We start from the raw sequence: 18,779 nt of genomic DNA, 5'->3' as shown, positions 1-18,779 counted from the left end.
TGTTCCTCATTTGACCGCACCCAGCATCCCCTGCACGAATTGCCGTTGCAGGACGAAGAAGATGATCAGGGTCGGAAGCGTTGCAAGCACGGTCGTCAGCAGAATGACGCCGTAATCGGGTGTGTAGGCCGCCGTGAGCGTCGAGATCACCAGCGTGATGGTCTTGTTTTCCGGCGTTTGCAGGACAATCAGCGGCCAGAGATAATTGTTCCAGGCCGCCATGAAGACGATGATCGTGGCCGCCGCATAGGTCGAGCGCATGGTCGGCAGATAGACGAAAAGGAATATCTGCCATTCCTTGAGCCCATCCACCCGCGCCGCGTCCCGCAACTCGCCCGGAAACGCCTTCGTCGCCTGACGGAAATAGAAGACGATGAAGATGGACACGATGGTGGGCAGGATGACTGCGGTGAAGGTGTTGGTCAGCTGCGCCCGCGAGATCAGCACGAAGAGCGGCACCATCAGCGCCGCAAAGGGGATCGACATCAGCAGCAGCAGGATCTGGAAGATGCGTTCGCGCACCCGCGAGCGGAAGATCTCGAAGCCGTAGCCGGCCAGCGAGGAGACGGCCAGGGTCAGAACAGTCGAGACGATGGCGATCAGGAACGAATTGCCGAAGATGCGCAGCAGATCGACCTGGGCAAGCAGATTCTGGAAATTGACGAGGAGATTGCTCCCGATCGTCACCTTGCCGGTGACGATGTCCGTCGATTTGTTGGTTGCGCCGATCGCCATCCACAAGAAGGGAAAGACCGACAGGAAGGCGGCAAGCGACAGGAAAGCGTAAATCCCCGCCCGCCGCAGCATGTAAAGGTTCATGACGTCCTCCTGCGGTCGCGGGCGATGACGAACTGGATGATGCTGAGCAGAGCGACGATCACCACGATGACCCAGGAGACGGTGGCCGAATAGCCGAAGCTGGGCATCATGCGGAAGGTCAGGTTGTAGATATAGAGCGATAGGGTCATGGTGCCGTTGCCGGGCCCGCCCTGGGTGATGTTGTTGACCTCATCGAAAAGCTGGAGCGTGCCGATCGTGGACATGATGGTCGTGAACAGGATCACCGGCTTCAGCATCGGCACGGTGATACTCCAGAACCGCGCCCGGGCAGGGATTCCGTCAATGCGGGCGGCCTCGTAAATCGACTTGTCGATATTCTGGAGCGCCGCCAGGTAGAAGATCATGTTGTAGCCGGTCCAGCGCCAGGTGATGGACAGGATGATGACGATTTTGGCCCAGAATGGATCGGTGAGCCAGGGAATGGGCGTGCCGATCACATGCAGCGCCAGCAGCGTCTGGTTGATGATCCCGTCATTGGAAAACATCGACTTGAACAGGCTGGAATAGGCGATCAGCGAGATGACACAGGGAAGGAACAGCATGGTCCTGAACACGCCCCGGAAGCGCAATGTCGAATCGTTGAGCAAGACCGCGAAGACCAGGGCCAACATGATCATGATCGGCACCTGGATGATGAAGAAAATGATGGTGTTGGATAGCGCCTGAAGCAGCAGCGCGTCATTGGCCAGCCGCTCGATATTGGCCAGCCCGCCGAAAGAAAAATTGTTCCCGCGCCCGACCTGGAAGCTCATCCAGAGCGACCACAGGATGGGATAGATCATGAATATGCCGAGCAGCACCATTGCCGGCATGATGAATGCCCAGCCATTGATCTGCTCGCTGCGGTCCAAACGGGTTTGCGCCATATCCCCCTCCGATAGAATGCGTCGGTCCTGCCGGATCGGGGCGGGCCTGAACCCGCCCCGCCGGCATGAAACTATTGCATCTGCTGGCGCAATTGGGCGTCGATGGCTTTCAGGGCCTCGTCGATATCGCCGCCATTGGCGATATTGGGCAACTGTGCCCTTACCGCCAGACGCGCTTCGGGGGTGAATGTGCCGTAATCGACGGAAGGCACCTGCGCCAGCCAGTCGGAGAAGTTCTGCCAGACCGGCTCATCGCTGAAGAACGGGTCGCTGGCCTTGTAGGCATCGCCTTCGCGCGCGGCGAGGAGCGAGCCGACTGCACCCTGATTGACCAGAATGCCCTGGTAGAAATCGACGTCCGAGGCCCAGACGGTCTTAAAGAAATCGATGGCCTCGTCCTGGTTCTGGGAAGACGCCAGCACGTACCAGCTGGAGCCGCCATTGTTGGAATATTGAGTTGCGCCCTCGACGCCGTCGAGCTTGGGCATTGGCGCCACGCGCCACTTGCCCGCCTGCTCGGGCACCGACTTGATGGTGCCGGTGATCCAGACGCCCTGCGGCACCATGGCCACCTCGCCGGAGGTGAAGGCGCCGGTATAGCCCGTCCAGTCCGAAACCGGCTTGATAAGTCCTGCCTGGGCCATTTCCTGGAAGGTTTCCAGCGACGCCTTGAGTGCGGTATTGCCGATGATGTTCGGTTCGTTCCCGTCCTTGAGGTACCATTGGCCGGTGGACTGCATCATCATGATGATCTGTCCATCGTCATTATAGTCCATGTCGATGAGCGGATGGCCGGTTTTGGCCAGCATGTCCTTGCCGATCTCGATCAGCCGGTCCCAGGTAATGTCCTGAACGTCTTCGGGCTTGTATCCGGCCTCTTCCAGATAGTCGGCGCGATAGAAGAGCCCGGTCACGCCGGAATCGAAGGGCAGGGAATAGGATTTGCCTTCATGGGTGGCGGCAGCCACCTTGTAGGAGGCGAATTGCGACATATCGATGTGATCGGAGAGCGGCACAAAGGAGCCGGGGAACGATTGCAGGAAGCGCTGGATATTGTCGTCCTGGATCAGCACGATATCGGGCAGGCCATCGGAGACGCCGGCAAGGAACTGGGTCTGCAGCTTCTGGTTGATCTCGTCCTGCGTGATGTTGTTGATGTTGAAGGTCGTTTCCGGGTGCGCTGCCGTATAGCGCGCGCCGGCATCGGCCATGGCTGGTATGTTGAAGTTGGGGTCCCAGCACCATACCGTCAGTTCGGCGGCGGAGGCGGCGGCAACGCTGGCCATGCTGATGCCGGTCAGTGCGAAGGCGAGCGTGCGGGTCCACCGCGAGACATTGCTAGTCATTGGTATCCTCCCTTTTCGTTTGCTCTTGGTCAGAGCCCTTCCTAAGTTATAAGGATGCCGGGCATGGTCGCTCACAACGGGAATGTCGAATTGGCGGAAAGTAAGATCATGGAAAGGGCGTATTACGAACCCGGCGCCAACGGTGTGGAGCTTTTGCCCACGACACTCCAGATGTTCTATGCTTCGCCGCTACTTATGCGCCATGCGCATTGGCACGCCCAGGTCGAAGTGAATTACATCATCAGCGGTTGGGCGCATTACCGCATGAGCGGCTATGACATTACCTTTCGCCAGGGAGATCTTGCCCTGTTCTGGGGCGGGCTGCCGCATCTGCTCGATGGCGCCTCGGACGATTTGATCTATGCCGGCGGTCATCTGCCGCTGCTGCATTTTTTTCGCCTGCGCCTGCCCCAGGATGTGCAGTCGCAATTGATGCGCGGAGTGACGCTGCTCACGCGGGCAACCGACGCCTCCGACCCGATAAACTTCGCACGATGGAACATTTATGCGCGCTCGGGCGATCCGATGAAGGCGAGCCTGGCTGTGGACGAATTGCTGCTGCGGATCGAGCGTATCCGCTTCTCTCCCTATAGCCTGCTGCCTGACAGCAAGGCCGTTGAGGATGAAGGCGGGCTCGATCATCACGCCTCCCCCATCGTCGTGCGCATCTGCGAATATATCGCCGACAATTTCCGGGAAGATATCGACTCGGTAGACATTGCGGTGGCCGCCGATGTTCACCCGAAATACGCCATGACCGTCTTCAAGAAATCCACCGGCATGACGCTCAACGATTATATCCTGCTCATGCGCCTGTCCTATGCACAGGCCATGCTGATGCGCGACGAAGACAGTGTGCTCGCCGTCGCCATGGATAGCGGCTTCGGCTCGCTCAGCGCCTTCAACAAGTCATTCCGCAAGGTGGCCGGCATGTCGCCGAGCGATTTTCGCCGCGACGTTCGGGCCCGGCCCGAGGTGCAAATGCCGGTCCAGCCTGCCCCCGGCAGTTCCTATTTCTGATCCCATGGCGCAGCGTGCCGCGCCATGGTCTTCGGTTATGCCCGAATAGCCAATCAATGCCCGGACATTGACGGGTCAGGCGGTTCGCCAATCGGCGAAAAGATGTCAGGCTGCTCCTCGCCTTCAACGATCAGATAGCCGGCCAGTCCGCGTTCGGCGCGCGAGAGGGCATGATCGACCAACACATAGCGGCCGGGCACCTCGCATTTGAACTCGACCATCGCTGCGCCGCCGGGCGGAACCGACACGGTTTGAACATTGGTCAGTGGCGGGCTGGTCAGCGAGGCGTTCACATAGACGCGATCGAATATCTCGCCGATCACGTGAAAGGAGGAGGTGAAGTTGGGGCCGCCGACACCGAAGAAAATGCGCACGGTCTCGCCCACATTGGCGCGAAGGGGGAAATGATCGGTAAGCGCTCCGACATGGCCGTTGAAAACGAAATATTCAGGGCGCTCGTTGATGAGCTTGTCGTAGCTTTCCGTCAGCAGGCCGGCGCTGCCGAACTCTTCCTCGGTATAGATTTCGCCCTGCATGACGTAAAATTCCCGGTCCACGGGGGCCAGACCCTCTTCCGGCTCGACCAGGATCATGCCGTACATGCCATTGGCGATATGCAGCGCCACCGGCGCCACCGCACAATGATAGACGTAGAGGCCCGGATTGAGCGCCTTGAAGCGGAAAGCGAATTCCTCGCCGGGAAGGGCGGTGGTCAGAACGGCGCCGCCGCCGGGTCCGGTCGTGGCGTGGAAGTCCACATTGTGGGCCATCCAACTGTCTTCAGAATTCTTGAAATAGCATTCGACCGTATCGCCGACCCGCACACGGATGAACGGGCCGGGGACGCGCGCATTAAAGGTCCAGAAGCGAAATGTGCTGTTGGAATCGAGGTGAGCCTCCAACTCGATCGTTTCGAGTTCCACGCGCACAGTCTGCGGCTCGCGGCGGTCGATAGGTGGTGGAATGTCCGTCGGATCGTGGGCAATATCGTTGTGCTCCGGCATGTCCGGATTGATCTGATAGAGCCGACTGCTAAGGCTGCTGCTGCCATGCGACATATGCGTGGCATGTTGCTGGGCGGCATTGCTGGCCTGCTGCGCCAGGGCCTGGCCTCCTACGGCGCCGGCCAGTGTCAGGCCGGCTGTGCCGGCAAGTAGCCCGCGGCGGCTGATGGCGGGACCGGGTGGCGTTTCGTCGGCATTGTCAGACATTTTTGCTCTCCTCAAAACAAAAGGCTGGCCGCGAGGAGGTGAGGCGGTCCGGCTGCGATCACGTTCCGGCGCTGCCCATTCGCGACTATTTCACGTCATGCGAAAACCATTTACGCGCCAAGGTTGCGCGAAAACCCCTGCGTCGCAACGTTCCGGCAATCAGGCTTTTCACTGCTTCGTTTGCCGGTACTGGCCCAATGGGCAGGAGGTAAGTCTGGTTCCCCAGATTGGCGTGTATGGTCCCATTCTCCACGAAGTAGCTGGCCGTGTGAATTTGCCCATCAATCTCGACACTGACGTCCTGCACCACGTTTTCCTGGTCCATGATAGCCTCCTGTCCGCTCCGATACTCTCGGGCAGGCACATGGGATGGTCAAGAAACGTTGTTCCAAAGCCCATGCCCACCCGGAAATGATCGAGGCGGTCAGGGCGCGAGCCTGCGGTGTCCGGCACGCTTCCGGCGCCGGTGCCGCTCCGGTTTGAACTTGTGGCCCTTCAATTGGCCGTGAAGCGCCTATTTTACGATCAGAACCGGCACGCCTGAATGGGACAGAACCTTTGCAGCCTGGCTTCCCAGGACGAGCTTGCTGATGCCACGATAGCCGTGCGATCCCATCACGATCAGGTCGGCGCCGATCTGACCCGCCACATCGATGATCGCTTCAGCCGGGCCACTGTTCTCGATATGGATACTGTCCTTGAAAGCGACTCCGGAAATCCTGGCGGCCTCGGCAAATATCCGCTTCGCCTTGGCCGCATTGGCGGTGTGGATTTCATCATAGACCGAGGCGGGGATGCTCCAGCCGATTTCGGACGCAGCAAAGGTAGGGGGCGGCGGCGAAACGGCGATCACCGAAACAGACGCCCCGATCGCCGCGGCCAGGCGAGCAGCATGGATCACCGCTTCATTGCCGAGGTCAGTCCCGTCACAGGCCGCCAGAATGGTTTTGTAGGTCATGCATGCCCCTCGCGATCGGCTGATCATAGCGCCGGTCAAATACGAAATCATCCCCTTCGCCTTGGCGCCCAGAAGCCCCGTCCGGCTGCCCGATCTGCCCTTGGTCCGCCCAATGCGGAGAGTCCTTCCACTCCGGGACGCCGTAAACGGCAGGACAAGCCGTGGGGGGCGTCTGGTCGGACCGGCCCCGCCAATCTGTGCAAACCTGCACCGAATTTTCCTTTTGTTTTGTCGAGGCGAATTTTGGGGCTTGCCTCGAAAGCCCCCTTTGCCTATGTCTCCGCGCAGTCGGGGCGTAGCGCAGCCTGGTAGCGCATTTGTCTGGGGGACAAAGGGTCGTCGGTTCAAATCCGGCCGCTCCGACCATTAAACCTACTGAAATCGTTAGGTTCTTTGCACTTCTGCTGCACGGGCTCATGTCCGTGCAAGGGAGGCTAAACCCCCATAAATCCGCTCTAAGGAACCCAAATCCCCAGAAAAACCCCCAGACTGATTTGGAGGCGAAACTGGCGGGTTGCTTGGGTTTCCCGCATGTAACGGCGGGCGATCCATGGCGCTGGTGATCCCGAAGACCCAGAAACCGAACGGCACGGACGCAAAGGCCAAGCACACCAGCGTCTTTAAGGTTCGCCCCACTACCGTGGCGATTGTTCATTCTCTCGTGGAAGGGGCGGGCGCTGCCCGGCTCCTCCATGCGCTGCTTGAGCTTTGGGTCCACGCCGATCCGGCAAGGTTCCCCGTTCGGGAGCATGATGGGCAACACTTGCGGTTCCTCATCCTGTCATCGAAAGACGTGCAAGACGGCACCGGCATGTCGGAAAAGCAACTGGAACGTGCCTTTGCCGACCTCAAGTCCAGCCCTTATGTGGTCGTCAAGCGGGGGCGGTTGTCACCTCATGACCCGATGAACCGACGCTTGATCCATATCCGGGTGAAAGCCATCTGGTTCGAGGTGGACGGGATGATGGGTGCAACCAAGATGACGCTGGTGGACAAAGGGGAGGGCATCAAGACCCAAGCCTTTAAGGTCAGCAAGGATGAACTTCCCTACCTGTTTCGGCGGCTGTTTGAGACAGCGGAAAGCACCCCCTAAACCCCCGAAATCGGGGGTCTCTCTACGCGCACGAGAAACCACCGAAATCGAGGGTCTCTTGAGAAACCCCTGAAATCGGGGGCTTCATGAGTAACCCCCGAAATCGGGGGCTTCTATATAGAATACACATAGGGAATACCCACTTCGTGGATAAGAATACCAAGGATATCTCCTACTACTTACTTCGTAAGCAGTAGGGCGCGAGGTCAGCTTCGCCTCCCTCTCGCAATCGCCGCTGGCGCTGATCCGGTGGCCGTCCATTCCGGGGAAGAAAGAAGGTTCGCTTCGCTCACCCTCCACCCCCCATAGCCCCCCGCCTCACGATCGTTGCATCGGAACCCGGTAGGGCATGGATACGCGGCGGGCTGTGGGTAGCACTAAGGATCGGTCCAGACACCATGGCGGACGTTCTAAGGCCCCCTAGGAGGCTGGGAGGCAGCGGCGGCACCCTTTACCCCATCCGTGCTGCGCACCTCGGCTGTGAGCCTTCCTAGCGCGATCTTCTGCCACTACTGCTGTGAAAGCATCGGTTAGACGCAAGTATCGAGTGCGCCCAACGGCTAAAAAAATCGCTAAGTCACTGAAATTAATGTCATTTCTGTGTCCATCGTGTTATCCTGTTGATCATCAGGAGCATCTTCATGAGCATCAGGACCATCGGCCACTCGAACCATGCCTGGCCCGCATTTCGTCGCCTTCTTGACCTGCATGGGATCGGAGCCATCGCAGATGTTCGATCTCGGCCCCGATCCCGCCTCCCGCATTTCACCGCGCCACGCTTCCGAGCCAACCTGAACCAAGTCGGCGTGGCCTACGTCTTCTTGGGCGACCAGTTGGGCGGCATGCCTGCTCATGGCCCTCACCGATACGAGGACATGGCCCAGACCATCGCCTTCCGCACCGGCATCGCCCGCCTCATCGAGATCATGCCAAGAACGCGCCTCGCCATCTGCTGCTCGGAGCACGAGGTCCTCGAATGTCATCGTTTCCTACTGATCTCGCGTCACCTCACTGAGCATGGGGTCGAGGTCCAGCATATTCACCGCGACGGCAGTATCGAGACCCACCTCGAGGCAGAGCAGAGGCTCCTAGCGCGGACGCGGGTACAACCCGACCTACTCGGCACTAGAGAAGACGTCTTGGCCGAGGCATATCGTCGGCAGGAGATGCGTCTTCGTGGAGAGTTCGCATGAGGAAAACACGCGATCCTCGATGGTTCGTCTGGGAGGTGGGCGACCTTCAAGACCTCAAGGGGGCCTCGGCAGGTCTAGTTGTACGAGGGCTAGATCAGGGCCCTTCTCCAGTGATGAGGATAAGAAACAGGGACGACCTTCCAGTGGCCGTTCATTGAAATGAGCGAAGGATACAGTTTGCAATTAATTGCAAACATCTTCGCGGCTCCGATCAAGGAGGACAGGCGCTGTTCACCTGCCGAAATTGATACTCTCGGAGAGCCCGTCAGAGAGCTGCTACGTGAGAGCTTGGCGGCTAATACGAGGCGCGGATACGCCTCTGACCTAGCAGTCTTTGGCCGGTGGGGCGGCGTAATTCCTGCCGACCCAGCAACCGTGTCCCGCTTTATAGCCGAACTGTCCGCCACTCATGCCGCGAGTTCTATCAGCCGGATGCTATCAGCTCTCAGCAAAGCCCACCGATCCGCTGGGCATGCCGACCCTACTAAAGAGGAGGTCGTGAGGGCCACGATGGCGGGTGCCCGGCGCACCTATGGCAGCGCCCAGCGTCAAGCGCAGCCAATCCTAAGGGACGAGTTGTTCGCCATGCTGGATAGGCTGGGAGACCGACCAAAAGATATCAGGGATCGTGCGATCCTGTTGCTGGGCTTCAGCACAGCCCTGCGACGGGCAGAACTCGTCGCCCTCGACCTCAAAGACATTGCAGTGTCAGCACGGGGGCTCACCGTAACGGTTCGGCGAAGCAAAACCGATCAGGAAGGCCACGGGCGTTCGATCGCAGTCCCACCCGGACGAACACGGCATTGTCCGGTCAAGGCGCTGGCCGAATGGACGGCTTTTGCTCAGCTTCAGTCCGGGCCGGTTTTCCGAGGCGTGGATAAGCACGGCCATATCCTCGACCGTGGAATTTCGGGGGAGGCCGTCTCATTGGTCATCAAGACCCGCATGGAGGCGGCAGGGTACGACCCCAGCGGGTTCAGCGGCCACTCGTTGAGATGCGGGTTCGTAACAGCAGCCGCGCTGGCCGGAGCGCCCTCGGCCAAAATCCGCGAGACGACCGGCCATAAAAGCGAAGCCTCAATGGCCCGCTACCTCCGACAGGTGGACATGTTCAGCGATCCGGCTATAGCGAGAATACTCTAAAAAGCGGTCCTGAAAAGCGCGTTCACCGCTCAACCGTCCACGCCGACGAGCGGATCGGCGGCCCCAGCTACGCTTGCGCCAACCGCCTTGTACTCTTTCGCTTTCTGGACGAGATCGAGATAAGTGTAGCGTTGTGAGCTAGCAATAGGATGGGTTGAGTAGACGAGTTTGATAAAGCCGTCCCAGTAGAGACGCTTGGTGACTTCAATCACATGGTTCAAGGAATTCCGCTCTTCGGCAGAAATTGCTGGCTCGTATGCTTCGTTCTTAAGGGAGAAGGTCTTTTTCGGCTGGCCATACATATTATTGCCGAGGTCAACCGAAAACAGGTCTTCCCGTTGCGCCGCTGTCGTCTCGATGTCTTTCACGAATGGGCCGAAATTATCGAAGTACCATTTGATATCGGTCATCTGGCCGCCAGTTTGCAGCACATAATGCCAGTCAGCCAAGTACACCATTTTCGTCAGTCGAGCGTTCGATAGCTCGTGAGACATATGGTCAGGGTAGTGTCCGATGATATAGGCCATCGCTTCGGATAGTTCGGCCATCACAACCCACTTTCTGCCGCATTGGCGGGGTTCGGAATATATCGATGCAGCGTATGGATCATTCGGGCAAAATCATCAGCCACACCGTCAAGCGTAGCACGGATGAATTCCTCTTCAAAATGATCTGGCTCTATGGCTTCTACAACCAGTACTGCCACGGCGGTTCCAAGCGCATCATCGAGGCGGCGAGCCGCATATAGCCGCGACTTCATCCTGATAGCTTCATTCACGTGGTCCGGGATCGCGTATTGTTTTTGATTATATGAGCGTCGTGCAGCGCCGTTGGCTGGCACTTGATTGTCAAAATGCCATTCCTTCAGCCAGCCCTGCGCAATACAGCCTTCATCATCGGGGTAAGAGGTACGGCCGGGTTCGGCGAAAACAGGGTTCGGAGAGTACCGACCACACCTGACAAACGCTTTCTGATTTTTGTCGTGCATGTACAGTGAAACACGGACCTGCGCCCCTTCTGTCAGTTGCAGCTTTCTGCCCACATTAAGTAGGAGGCCGTCGAACAAGATGGTGATGCTATTGCCTATCTCATCTATTTCAGACTGACGTTGACGGAGATGGCTCCTCATCGTGGCGAGCGTTCCGTGCCGCCTTGTTTCAAGTATGCTAAGTGCGAAGCTGACCAAACCTGCGATCAAGAGAACGACAAAAAGTGGCGTTGCTTGGAGAACGCCAAACACGCCGCGCCATTCCGGATACTGTAACGCCAAAGCAGCAAAATCGAAGCTCAGCATGGTGCCGGACAGAAGCACGACAAGAACCAGACCGGGCTGCACCCAGACGGCACAGAAATCGAGAAACGCCTCCCATGCTTTGCGTCGCTTCACTGACAACAACTGCCCTTCATCGCTTTGAGCGGCGCTCCACCCTGCAGAAGCTAGTTAGAGGATGAAGTCGTGCACGACAACATTGCATCGCCATTGTTGATATGTAGGCCTGCGAAAACGATGGATCAGAAGTTGTTCAAGGCCAAGGCAAGCTGTTCAGGCCCAACTGGGATATTCTCCATTATCGCGACCCAAAAATCCGCCCCCAACGGGCCGCCTCTCTTGACCCAAAGCCGGTCCAAGTTGGCATAGTGGCCTATAGCCACCGGACCCCGACCATGCCTGACACACGCTCCCCCCGCCTCGCTGTCCTGATCGATGCCGACAACGCCTCGGCCCGCATCGCTGATGGTCTATTCGAGGAAATTGCCAAGATGGGGGAGGCCAGCGTCCGGCGCATCTATGGCGATTTTTCCAGCTCCCGATCGAAGGCATGGGCCGAGGTGCTGTCAAAGCACGCCATCATCCCGCAGCAACAGTTCGCCTACACCACTGGCAAGAATGCCTCTGACATCACCTTAGTAATCGACGCGATGGACCTACTGCACAGTGGTCGCTTCGATGGCTTCTGTCTGGTGTCATCGGATAGCGACTTCACGCGCCTCGCCGCACGCATTCGGGAGCAAGGCATTGATGTGTTCGGGTTCGGCGAGCAAAAGACGCCAGAGAGCTTCCGCCAAGCCTGCCGCCGCTTCGTGTACACCGAAAACCTACTGCCTGAGGCTCCGGCGAACGCCGATGAACCGGGGGCCAAGGCCGCGCCCTTGCAATCCCACGCTGATGCTGTGCCAATCCTGATGCGTGTTATTGAACAGATGGAGACCGACGATGGCTGGGTGCCGCTGGGCGCTGTAGGCAACCAGCTTGCCAACCTTGCGTCCGATTTCGACCCCCGCACCTTCGGTTTCCGCAAGCTCAGCGATCTTGTGCGACAAACAGATGCCTTCGAGCTGGACCACCCCGAGGGTCGGGCTCTGCGCATCCGGGTGAAGCCGAGAGGGAAGAAACGTCAAAAATAGTCTGCGTCGCGTTAGACATTTGCAACTTTGCCATGCATTCATGTCGGGTGATCGCAACCATGGAGGGGCAGTGGGATCGCCGAGTAACTTCGCCTTTCTTGGCGATCACGACACACGACTGGTAGCTTTCGGGGGTCTTGCGGAACGATACTTCCGCGACGACCCTTCGACGGCCATTGTCAAGCTCAGGCAATTCGCCGAACTTACCGCCAAGTTGATCGCCGCCCGGCACGGAGCCTATCGCGAGGAGCGCGAGACCTTCGACGACACGCTGCGACGTCTTTCTTACGACCGGTTAATTCCAAGAGAAGTTGCGGATATCTTCCACGCGCTGCGAAAGGCGGGTAACGCGGCGGTGCACGAGGGCAAGGGTGGACACGGCGAAGCGCTGACCGCTTTGAAGTTCGCACGGGCCTTGGGCGTATGGTTCGCCCGGACCTACGGCAGCCAGCCCGACTTCGATCCCGGTGTTTTCACCCCACCACCTGAGCCTGTAGATGCGACCGCGTCGCTGCGGCAGGAGATTGATGCCCTCCGACAGAAGGTCGCGGAGAGCGAGGATGCCGCCGCTGCGGCTCAGCGGGTAGCAGAGGAACATGCTCGTGCCCGCGAGACGGTCGAAGATAGACTTGGGCGCGAGGCCGACGAACGGGCCGCGTGGGAGCAGCTTGCTCAGGAGAGCGAAACTGAGAAATCGGCCATTGCTGCCAAGCTGGCGAGCTTGCAGGCCGACGCGGAGGCGGCATCCCGCGCCGAGGTTCAGGAGCTGGTGGAGCGTGGTGAGCAGGCTGCCACCAAGCTCGATCTCGATGAGGCGCAGACCCGCGCCCTCATCGATCAGCAGTTACGTGAAAACGGCTGGGAAGCCGACACCAAAGCGTTGCGCTACAGCGCTGGGGCGCGACCCGCCAAGGGCCGCAACATGGCAATTGCCGAGTGGCCGACAGCGAATGGTCCCGCCGACTATGCACTGTTCGTCGGCACAATCCTGATCGGGGTCGTTGAGGCCAAGCGCAAGCGCAAGAACATCTCAGCGGCCATTGACCAATCACAGCGGTATTCAGCGGGGATTAGGGAGAGCGGTGACTTCACGTTCGCTGGTGGTCCATGGGGTGAGCATCGCGTGCCATTCGTGTTCGCAGCCAATGGACGGTCATACCTCAAGCAGATCGAGACCGAGAGCGGCATCTGGTTCCGGGATACGCGCCGCAGCGCCAACCATCGTCGCGCGCTGGTGAATTGGCTAACCCCAGCGGGCCTTTTGGGGCTTCTGGAAGTCGATCAAGACGCGGCAGATGCGGCGCTGAAGACCCAGCCGTTCGAGTTCGGCTTCCCGCTCCGGCACTATCAGGAGGCTGCGATCCGTGCCGTAGAGACCGCACTCTCGGAGGGTGAGCGGTCGATGCTGGTGGCGATGGCAACGGGCACCGGCAAGACCAAGCTCGCCATCGCATTGCTCTATCGGCTACTGTCGGCCAAACGGTTCTGCCGCATCTGCTTCGTCGTGGACCGCTCCGCTCTCGGCCACCAGACCGAGGGCGAGTTCTCGACGACCAAGGTGGTGTCCGGCAAAACCTTTGCCGAGATTTTTGGGCTCAAGGGTCTAGGCAACGTATCGCCCGACATGGAGACCAAGGTCCACATCTGCACGATACAGGGGCTGGTGAAGCGGGTGCTCTACGCTGCGGATGTGTCGGAGGCTCCGCCCGTCGATCAGTACGACCTGATCGTCATCGACGAGTGCCATCGTGGTTACCTGCTCGATCGGGAGATGTCCGACGCCGAGCTGTCGTTCCGAGGGCAGGACGACTACATCTCCAAGTACAGGCGCGTGCTGGAGTATTTTGATGCGGTGAAAGTCGGGCTGACGGCCACGCCCGCCTTGCACACCACCGACATCTTCGGCGAACCTATCTTCCGCTACTCCTACCGTGAGGCGGTGATCGACGGCTTCCTGATCGACCATGAGCCGCCGATCAGGATAGAGACGGCGCTGGCCCGCGCCGGGATCACCTTCGAGAAGGACGAGCAGCTCGACCTCCTCGACACAAAGAGCGGAGAGATCGACACCGCCACCTTGCCCGACGAACTGCACTTCGAAATCGAGAAGTTCAACAGGCAGGTTATCACGCCGGAGTTCAACCGCGTTGTCGCCGAGGAACTGGCGAAGCATATCGACCCCGAGCTGGGCGGCAAGACCCTCGTCTTTGCGGCGACCGATGCTCATGCCGACCTCGTGGTCAACGCCCTCAAGAAGGCGTTTGCCGACGCCTATGGCGAGATCGACGACACGGCGGTCAGGAAGATCACCGGCAGCGTAGACAAGGTGCAGACATTGATCCGCTCCTTCCGCAACGATGCCAACCCGAAGATCGCCGTGACCGTCGATTTGCTGACCACCGGCATCGACGTCCCAAACATCACCAACCTCGTCTTCCTGCGCCGCGTTAACAGCCGCATCCTCTACGAACAGATGATCGGGCGAGCGACACGCCGCTCCGATGAGATCGGCAAGGAGGTGTTCCGCATCTTCGACGCCGTGGACCTATACCCGCATCTCCAGAACCTCACCGACATGAAGCCGGTTGTGGTGAACCCGTCCATCAGCTTCGAACAGCTAGTGGCTGATATGCTTGGTGCGACCGACGATGCCCAGCGGGAGACGATCCGCGAGCAGATCGCGGTCAAGCTACGCCGTCGCCTCAAGAAACTGCCCGATGAAGCGCGCCAGCGGTTCGAGGCCGTGGCAGGCGAGACGCCCGAGGCGATGTTCCAGCGCCTCCTGTCCGGCTCCGCGCCCCAGCTTGCTGCATGGCTCAGAGACCGCGCCGCCGTCGGCCCGATACTCGACTGGCAGTCGGAGGGCGACAATCCGCGCTATGTCCCGATCTCGCACCATGCCGACGAAGTCGTGGCCGTCACTCGTGGCTATGGCAACGCTGAGAAGCCGGAAGACTTTCTCGAGGGGTTCTCCGCCTTCGTGCGCGACAACGTCAATGCCATCGCGGCACTAAAGCTGGTCATCCAGCGCCCGCGTGACCTGACCCGTGCAGATCTGAAGGAGCTGCGTCTCGCACTCGACCGAAAGGGCTACTCAGAGGCGAACCTGCGCCGGGCATGGGCGGATGCAAAGAACGAGGAAATTGCCGCCTCGATCATCGGCTTCGTGCGTCAGGCTGCCATTGGCGACCCGCTCACGCCCTATGAGGATCGCGTCCGGACGGCTATGCGGTCAATTATGACCAGCCGCCAGTGGACAGAGCCGCAGAAACGATGGCTGAAGCGCATCGGCGAGCAGATCGAGAAAGAGGTCGTCGTGGATCGTGAGGCCATCGACAAGGAGCCCTTCATCGCCGATGGAGGCTTCACCCGGCTCAACAAGGTGTTCGGCGGCGAGCTTGAGACCATCCTCGCCGGGATTAACGAAGAAATGTGGAAGAAGACCGCCTAATGCTCGCAAATCTGCCAAGTCCGACCGCTGACATCGTCGCCAAGCTCTGGAGCCTATGTAACGTACTGCGCGACGATGGCATCACTTACAATGAGTATGTGACTGAGCTGACCTACCTGCTGTTCCTTAAGATGCTGGAGGAGACTGGCAAGGAGAGCCGCCTACCAGATGACTACCGTTGGCGCGTCCTAGCCAAGACGGCGGGACTGCAGCAGCTCGACTACTACAAAGCCATGCTGCTCGAACTCGGCAAAGCCAAAGATGGTCTCGTCGCTGCGATCTTCACCGACGCGCAGACCCGGTTGCGCAAGCCGACCAACCTAAAGGCGCTGACCTCGAACATCGACCAACTCGACTGGTTCTCAGCCCGCGAGGAGGGTTTGGGAAATCTTTATGAGGGCCTGCTGGAGAAGAACGCAGCCGACAAGAAGTCTGGCGCTGGCCAATACTTCACGCCTCGTCCGCTGATCGACTGCATCGTGCGGCTCATGCAACCGCAGCCAAGTGAAACGGTTCAGGACCCGGCGGCTGGCACCGCAGGCTTTCTCGTCGCAGCCGACCGCTACATCAAGGATCACACGGACGACCTCTACACGCTGCCAGAGGCCAAAGCCTTCTTCCAGCGCCACAACGCGTACGTCGGGGGCGAGCTGGTGCCGGACACGCATCGGCTCTGCCTGATGAACTTGCTGTTACACGGCATTGAGGGCGGCGTGGAGTTAATCGACACGCTGTCGCCGGATGGTGAGGCGCTGCCCAAGGCCGACCTGATCCTGACCAATCCGCCCTTCGGCACCAAGAAGGGTGGCGGTCGCCCCACCCGCTCGGACTTCTCGGTAACAGCGGACACGTCGAACAAGCAGCTTGCCTTTGTCGAGCACATCGTCCGCGCACTGAAACCCGGCGGCCGCGCCGCCGTGGTCGTACCCGACAACGTATTGTTCGAGGACAACACGGGCCGCCGCCTGCGCACATGGCTGATGGACCTCTGCAACCTGCACACGATCCTGCGACTACCTACCGGCATTTTCTACGCGCAGGGCGTCAAGACCAACGTGCTGTTCTTCCAGCGTGGCAGGGCGGACAAGGCCAACACCAAGGCGGTCTGGGTCTATGACATGCGGGCGAACATGCCTGCTTTCGGCAAGACACGTCCGCTGGCCGTCGCTGATTTCGCCGCCTTCGAGACCGCCTATGGCTCCGATCCGAATGGCGGGGCCGAGCGCATGGACCAGGGCGAGGCTGGACGCTGGCGGGTGTTCAGCCGCGAGGCCATCACCGCCCGCAACGACAATCTCGACATCGCATGGCTGCGCGACACCGAGGCCGAAGCCGAGGAGGCGTTAACCGATCCGGAAGACATTGCCGCCGCCATTATCGGCCACCTCAAGGCGGCGCTGGAGGAGATCGAGGCACTGTCCGAGGAGATCGAGCCGGATAGCGTCGAGGAGGCCGCTGCCGTCGTGGAGGCGGCAGAATGAGCGAGCTGCCACTCGGATGGGCCGAGACCACTATAGGGGCAGTCTGTGACCTCGTGAATGGCAAGGCGTTCAAGCCGTCCGACTGGTCGGACACCGGGCTGCCAATTGTTCGTATCCAAAACCTCAACAGGCCAGACGCCAAGTTCAACCATTATGCTGGACATGTGGAAGAGCGCTTCTTGATCGAAGGAGGTGACTTGCTGTTTGCATGGTCGGGCACACCCGGCACGTCGTTTGGCGCGCACATTTGGGACGGGCCTAAGGCGGTCCTGAACCAGCACATTTTCAACGTGCGTTTGGACACCGAGACCTTGGATAGAGCCTTTTTTCGTTATGCGATTAACCAGACGCTTGATGAGCAGATAGCAAAAGCGCATGGCGGGGTGGGTCTGCGTCACGTGACCAAGGGCAAGTTCGAGGAGACCGCCATTGCTCTCCCTCCGCTCCCCGAGCAACGGCGGATCGTGACGAAGATCGACAGCCTCACCGGCAAATCCAAACGCGCCCGCGATCACCTCGACCACGTTCCCCGCCTTGTCGAGAAATACAAACAGGCCGTGCTGGCGGCGGCCTTCCGAGGCGATCTCACAAGGGAATGGCGGCGTGACCAGCCGAGCTTCATAGGTGTGAACGCTCGGCCAATGACCCAGATCAAACAAAAATACACTGACGTTGGCGGCTTCCACCCCCCATATGAGGTCCCCGCAGGCTGGCGATGGTATCGACTACCTCAGCTTGGTGATTTGGATAGAGGCAAGTCGCGCCATCGCCCCCGAAACGACGAGCGTCTTTTCGGAGGGCCTTACCCGTTTGTACAGACCGGCGAAGTCAGACAGGCGGATCGGTTTCTAGGCACATTTGAGCAAACCTATAGTGACTTCGGCCTCGCGCAAAGCAAGTTGTGGCCCGCCGGCACCGTCTGCATAACCATTGCCGCAAACATCGCAGAAACTGCGATCTTGGGTATAGACGCCTGTTTCCCAGACAGCGTTGTAGGCTTTTTGCCTGATGCGGAACGCGTTGAGGCCAGCTACGTCGAGTTCTTCCTCCGGACTGCGCGGAGCGAGCTGCAGGCTTTTGCTCCGGCAACCGCTCAAAAAAACATCAACTTGGACACGCTCGCGATGGTGCGAATTCCAACAGCGCCTTTGCTTGAGCAAATGGAAATAGTCAGTCGTATCGAAAGAGCCTTTTTCTGGATCGACCGTCTTGCGTCCGAGGCCACCAATGCCCGAAAATCAATAGACCGGCTCGATCAGGCCGTCCTCGCCAAAGCCTTTCGAGGCGAACTCGTGCCGCAAAACCCCGAGGACGAACCTGCGGGCGTGTTGCTGGAGCGGATCAGGGCCGAACGCAGCGCGACACCAAGAGCCAAGGTTGGCCGCAAGGCAAGAGTGTGAGGATAGACTGTTGGCCAAGCCAATCGAAGATCACACCGACCAACAGCTGCGGAATGTCATTGAGAACCACCGCAAAGCCGGAAAACTCTACGAGCCCTACTATCTTGCGGCGCTGAAAGAACTCGCAAGACGCAAAGGGCTCGGCCTCGACTTTCAGAAATCGTTCGACTTGATCCGTAAAGCCGCAGCAGAGGGCCGGTACATCTCCTACAAGGAATTGGCCGACGCCAGCGGCGCGGAGTGGTCGTAAGCGCGACGCCGATCCCCTCCTGCCATTTTTGACTTGATCCAGCCATTCTGCGCGGATTCGCGTGACGGAGGGTTTGGATTTTGGAAGTAGACGGCAAAATGGGCGTCCATTTGGGCGGCTC

The 18,779-nt window shown here is 59.4% G+C and carries 17 protein-coding genes and 1 tRNA gene; 10 read left to right on the top strand and 8 right to left on the bottom strand.

The features are described 5' to 3' along the window. Positions 1 to 6: 6 nt before the first annotated feature. The 3 genes from H0482_RS15265 to H0482_RS15255 form a co-directional block, all read right to left on the bottom strand. A complete protein-coding gene (locus H0482_RS15265) occupies positions 7 to 819 on the bottom strand; it encodes a carbohydrate ABC transporter permease (protein ID WP_193730933.1) in 813 nt (270 codons plus the stop codon). Next, a complete protein-coding gene (locus H0482_RS15260) occupies positions 816 to 1,706 on the bottom strand; it encodes a carbohydrate ABC transporter permease (protein ID WP_193730932.1) in 891 nt (296 codons plus the stop codon). The genes H0482_RS15265 and H0482_RS15260 overlap by 4 nt, the downstream gene beginning before the upstream one ends. Before the next feature lie 71 nt (positions 1,707 to 1,777). Further along, complete coding sequence (locus H0482_RS15255; RefSeq protein ID WP_193730931.1) at positions 1,778 to 3,052, bottom strand: ABC transporter substrate-binding protein; 1,275 nt, start codon at positions 3,050 to 3,052, stop codon at positions 1,778 to 1,780. Positions 3,053 to 3,115: 63 nt separating this feature from the next. On the opposite strand from H0482_RS15255, the gene H0482_RS15250 reads away from it, so the two are divergent. Next, a complete protein-coding gene (locus H0482_RS15250) occupies positions 3,116 to 4,072 on the top strand; it encodes a helix-turn-helix domain-containing protein (protein WP_193730930.1) in 957 nt (318 codons plus the stop codon). Between the two features lie 53 nt (positions 4,073 to 4,125). Here the strand turns inward: H0482_RS15250 and nirK are convergent, their stop codons facing one another. The 3 genes from nirK to H0482_RS15235 form a co-directional block, all read right to left on the bottom strand. Continuing rightward, positions 4,126 to 5,283: a copper-containing nitrite reductase gene (gene nirK, locus H0482_RS15245; RefSeq protein ID WP_193730929.1), complete on the bottom strand. Its 1,158-nt coding sequence runs from the start codon at positions 5,281 to 5,283 to the stop codon at positions 4,126 to 4,128. Positions 5,284 to 5,368: 85 nt separating this feature from the next. Beyond that, positions 5,369 to 5,608 carry a hypothetical protein gene (locus H0482_RS15240; protein ID WP_193730928.1) on the bottom strand — a complete coding sequence of 80 codons (240 nt, stop codon included), beginning with the start codon at positions 5,606 to 5,608 and terminating at the stop codon, positions 5,369 to 5,371. Between the two features lie 189 nt (positions 5,609 to 5,797). Then, a complete protein-coding gene (locus H0482_RS15235) occupies positions 5,798 to 6,241 on the bottom strand; it encodes a universal stress protein (RefSeq protein ID WP_193730927.1) in 444 nt (147 codons plus the stop codon). 289 nt (positions 6,242 to 6,530) lie between these two features. Between H0482_RS15235 and H0482_RS15230 the strand changes: the two genes are divergently transcribed. The 4 genes from H0482_RS15230 to H0482_RS16990 all read left to right on the top strand — a co-directional run bounded on the left by H0482_RS15230 (position 6,531) and on the right by H0482_RS16990 (position 9,670). Then, positions 6,531 to 6,607: transfer RNA gene (locus H0482_RS15230), tRNA-Pro, on the top strand. A gap of 184 nt (positions 6,608 to 6,791) precedes the next feature. Further along, a complete protein-coding gene (locus H0482_RS15225; protein ID WP_193730926.1) occupies positions 6,792 to 7,334 on the top strand; it encodes a hypothetical protein in 543 nt (180 codons plus the stop codon). A 641-nt stretch (positions 7,335 to 7,975) separates the two neighbouring features. After that, positions 7,976 to 8,527, top strand: coding sequence for a DUF488 domain-containing protein (locus tag H0482_RS17045; protein ID WP_193730925.1), 552 nt, complete (start codon positions 7,976 to 7,978; stop codon positions 8,525 to 8,527). A gap of 159 nt (positions 8,528 to 8,686) precedes the next feature. Continuing rightward, the gene (locus tag H0482_RS16990; RefSeq protein ID WP_193730924.1) at positions 8,687 to 9,670 is read left to right on the top strand and encodes a site-specific integrase; all 984 of its coding nucleotides are present in this window, start codon (positions 8,687 to 8,689) and stop codon (positions 9,668 to 9,670) included. A 29-nt stretch (positions 9,671 to 9,699) separates the two neighbouring features. Here the strand turns inward: H0482_RS16990 and H0482_RS15210 are convergent, their stop codons facing one another. Both H0482_RS15210 and H0482_RS15205 read right to left on the bottom strand, forming a co-directional pair. Beyond that, positions 9,700 to 10,218, bottom strand: coding sequence for a Panacea domain-containing protein (locus tag H0482_RS15210; RefSeq protein WP_193730923.1), 519 nt, complete (start codon positions 10,216 to 10,218; stop codon positions 9,700 to 9,702). Then, positions 10,218 to 11,066 (bottom strand): hypothetical protein, encoded by an 849-nt coding sequence (locus H0482_RS15205; protein WP_193730922.1) that lies wholly within the window; start codon positions 11,064 to 11,066, stop codon positions 10,218 to 10,220. The genes H0482_RS15210 and H0482_RS15205 overlap by 1 nt, the downstream gene beginning before the upstream one ends. A gap of 269 nt (positions 11,067 to 11,335) precedes the next feature. Between H0482_RS15205 and H0482_RS15200 the strand changes: the two genes are divergently transcribed. The 5 genes from H0482_RS15200 to H0482_RS15180 all read left to right on the top strand — a co-directional run bounded on the left by H0482_RS15200 (position 11,336) and on the right by H0482_RS15180 (position 18,658). After that, positions 11,336 to 12,076: an NYN domain-containing protein gene (locus tag H0482_RS15200; RefSeq protein WP_193730921.1), complete on the top strand. Its 741-nt coding sequence runs from the start codon at positions 11,336 to 11,338 to the stop codon at positions 12,074 to 12,076. A 70-nt stretch (positions 12,077 to 12,146) separates the two neighbouring features. Then, the gene (gene hsdR, locus H0482_RS15195; protein ID WP_330998278.1) at positions 12,147 to 15,527 is read left to right on the top strand and encodes a type I restriction-modification system endonuclease; all 3,381 of its coding nucleotides are present in this window, start codon (positions 12,147 to 12,149) and stop codon (positions 15,525 to 15,527) included. Continuing rightward, positions 15,527 to 17,008, top strand: a complete 1,482-nt coding sequence (locus tag H0482_RS15190; RefSeq protein ID WP_193730919.1) for a class I SAM-dependent DNA methyltransferase — start codon at positions 15,527 to 15,529, stop codon at positions 17,006 to 17,008. Before hsdR ends, H0482_RS15190 begins: the two co-directional genes overlap by 1 nt. Beyond that, positions 17,005 to 18,408 carry a restriction endonuclease subunit S gene (locus H0482_RS15185; protein ID WP_193730918.1) on the top strand — a complete coding sequence of 468 codons (1,404 nt, stop codon included), beginning with the start codon at positions 17,005 to 17,007 and terminating at the stop codon, positions 18,406 to 18,408. Before H0482_RS15190 ends, H0482_RS15185 begins: the two co-directional genes overlap by 4 nt. Positions 18,409 to 18,418: 10 nt before the next feature. Further along, entirely contained in the window at positions 18,419 to 18,658 is a 240-nt protein-coding gene (locus H0482_RS15180; protein WP_193730917.1) for a hypothetical protein, read from the top strand. Positions 18,659 to 18,779 lie beyond the last annotated feature (121 nt).

Origin of the sequence: Devosia faecipullorum (assembly GCF_015158295.1) — a bacterium.
Classification (GTDB): Bacteria; Pseudomonadota; Alphaproteobacteria; order Rhizobiales; family Devosiaceae; genus Devosia; species Devosia faecipullorum.
This window is presented reverse-complemented; position numbering and strand designations above follow the sequence as displayed.

Bases quoted from the DNA above. Each gene is read 5' to 3' on its own strand.
- H0482_RS16990 (WP_193730924.1), top strand. From the start codon at position 8,687: ATGAGCGAAGGATACAGTTTGCAATTAATTGCAAACATCTTCGCGGCT.
- H0482_RS15260 (WP_193730932.1), bottom strand. From the start codon at position 1,706: ATGGCGCAAACCCGTTTGGACCGCAGCGAGCAGATCAATGGCTGGGCA.
- H0482_RS15185 (WP_193730918.1), top strand. From the start codon at position 17,005: ATGAGCGAGCTGCCACTCGGATGGGCCGAGACCACTATAGGGGCAGTC.
- H0482_RS15255 (WP_193730931.1), bottom strand. From the start codon at position 3,052: ATGACTAGCAATGTCTCGCGGTGGACCCGCACGCTCGCCTTCGCACTG.
- nirK (WP_193730929.1), bottom strand. From the start codon at position 5,283: ATGTCTGACAATGCCGACGAAACGCCACCCGGTCCCGCCATCAGCCGC.
- H0482_RS17045 (WP_193730925.1), top strand. From the start codon at position 7,976: ATGAGCATCAGGACCATCGGCCACTCGAACCATGCCTGGCCCGCATTT.
- H0482_RS15225 (WP_193730926.1), top strand. From the start codon at position 6,792: ATGGCGCTGGTGATCCCGAAGACCCAGAAACCGAACGGCACGGACGCA.
- H0482_RS15265 (WP_193730933.1), bottom strand. From the start codon at position 819: ATGAACCTTTACATGCTGCGGCGGGCGGGGATTTACGCTTTCCTGTCG.
- H0482_RS15190 (WP_193730919.1), top strand. From the start codon at position 15,527: ATGCTCGCAAATCTGCCAAGTCCGACCGCTGACATCGTCGCCAAGCTC.
- H0482_RS15235 (WP_193730927.1), bottom strand. From the start codon at position 6,241: ATGACCTACAAAACCATTCTGGCGGCCTGTGACGGGACTGACCTCGGC.
- H0482_RS15250 (WP_193730930.1), top strand. From the start codon at position 3,116: ATGGTCGCTCACAACGGGAATGTCGAATTGGCGGAAAGTAAGATCATG.
- H0482_RS15240 (WP_193730928.1), bottom strand. From the start codon at position 5,608: ATGGACCAGGAAAACGTGGTGCAGGACGTCAGTGTCGAGATTGATGGG.
- H0482_RS15200 (WP_193730921.1), top strand. From the start codon at position 11,336: ATGCCTGACACACGCTCCCCCCGCCTCGCTGTCCTGATCGATGCCGAC.
- H0482_RS15210 (WP_193730923.1), bottom strand. From the start codon at position 10,218: ATGGCCGAACTATCCGAAGCGATGGCCTATATCATCGGACACTACCCT.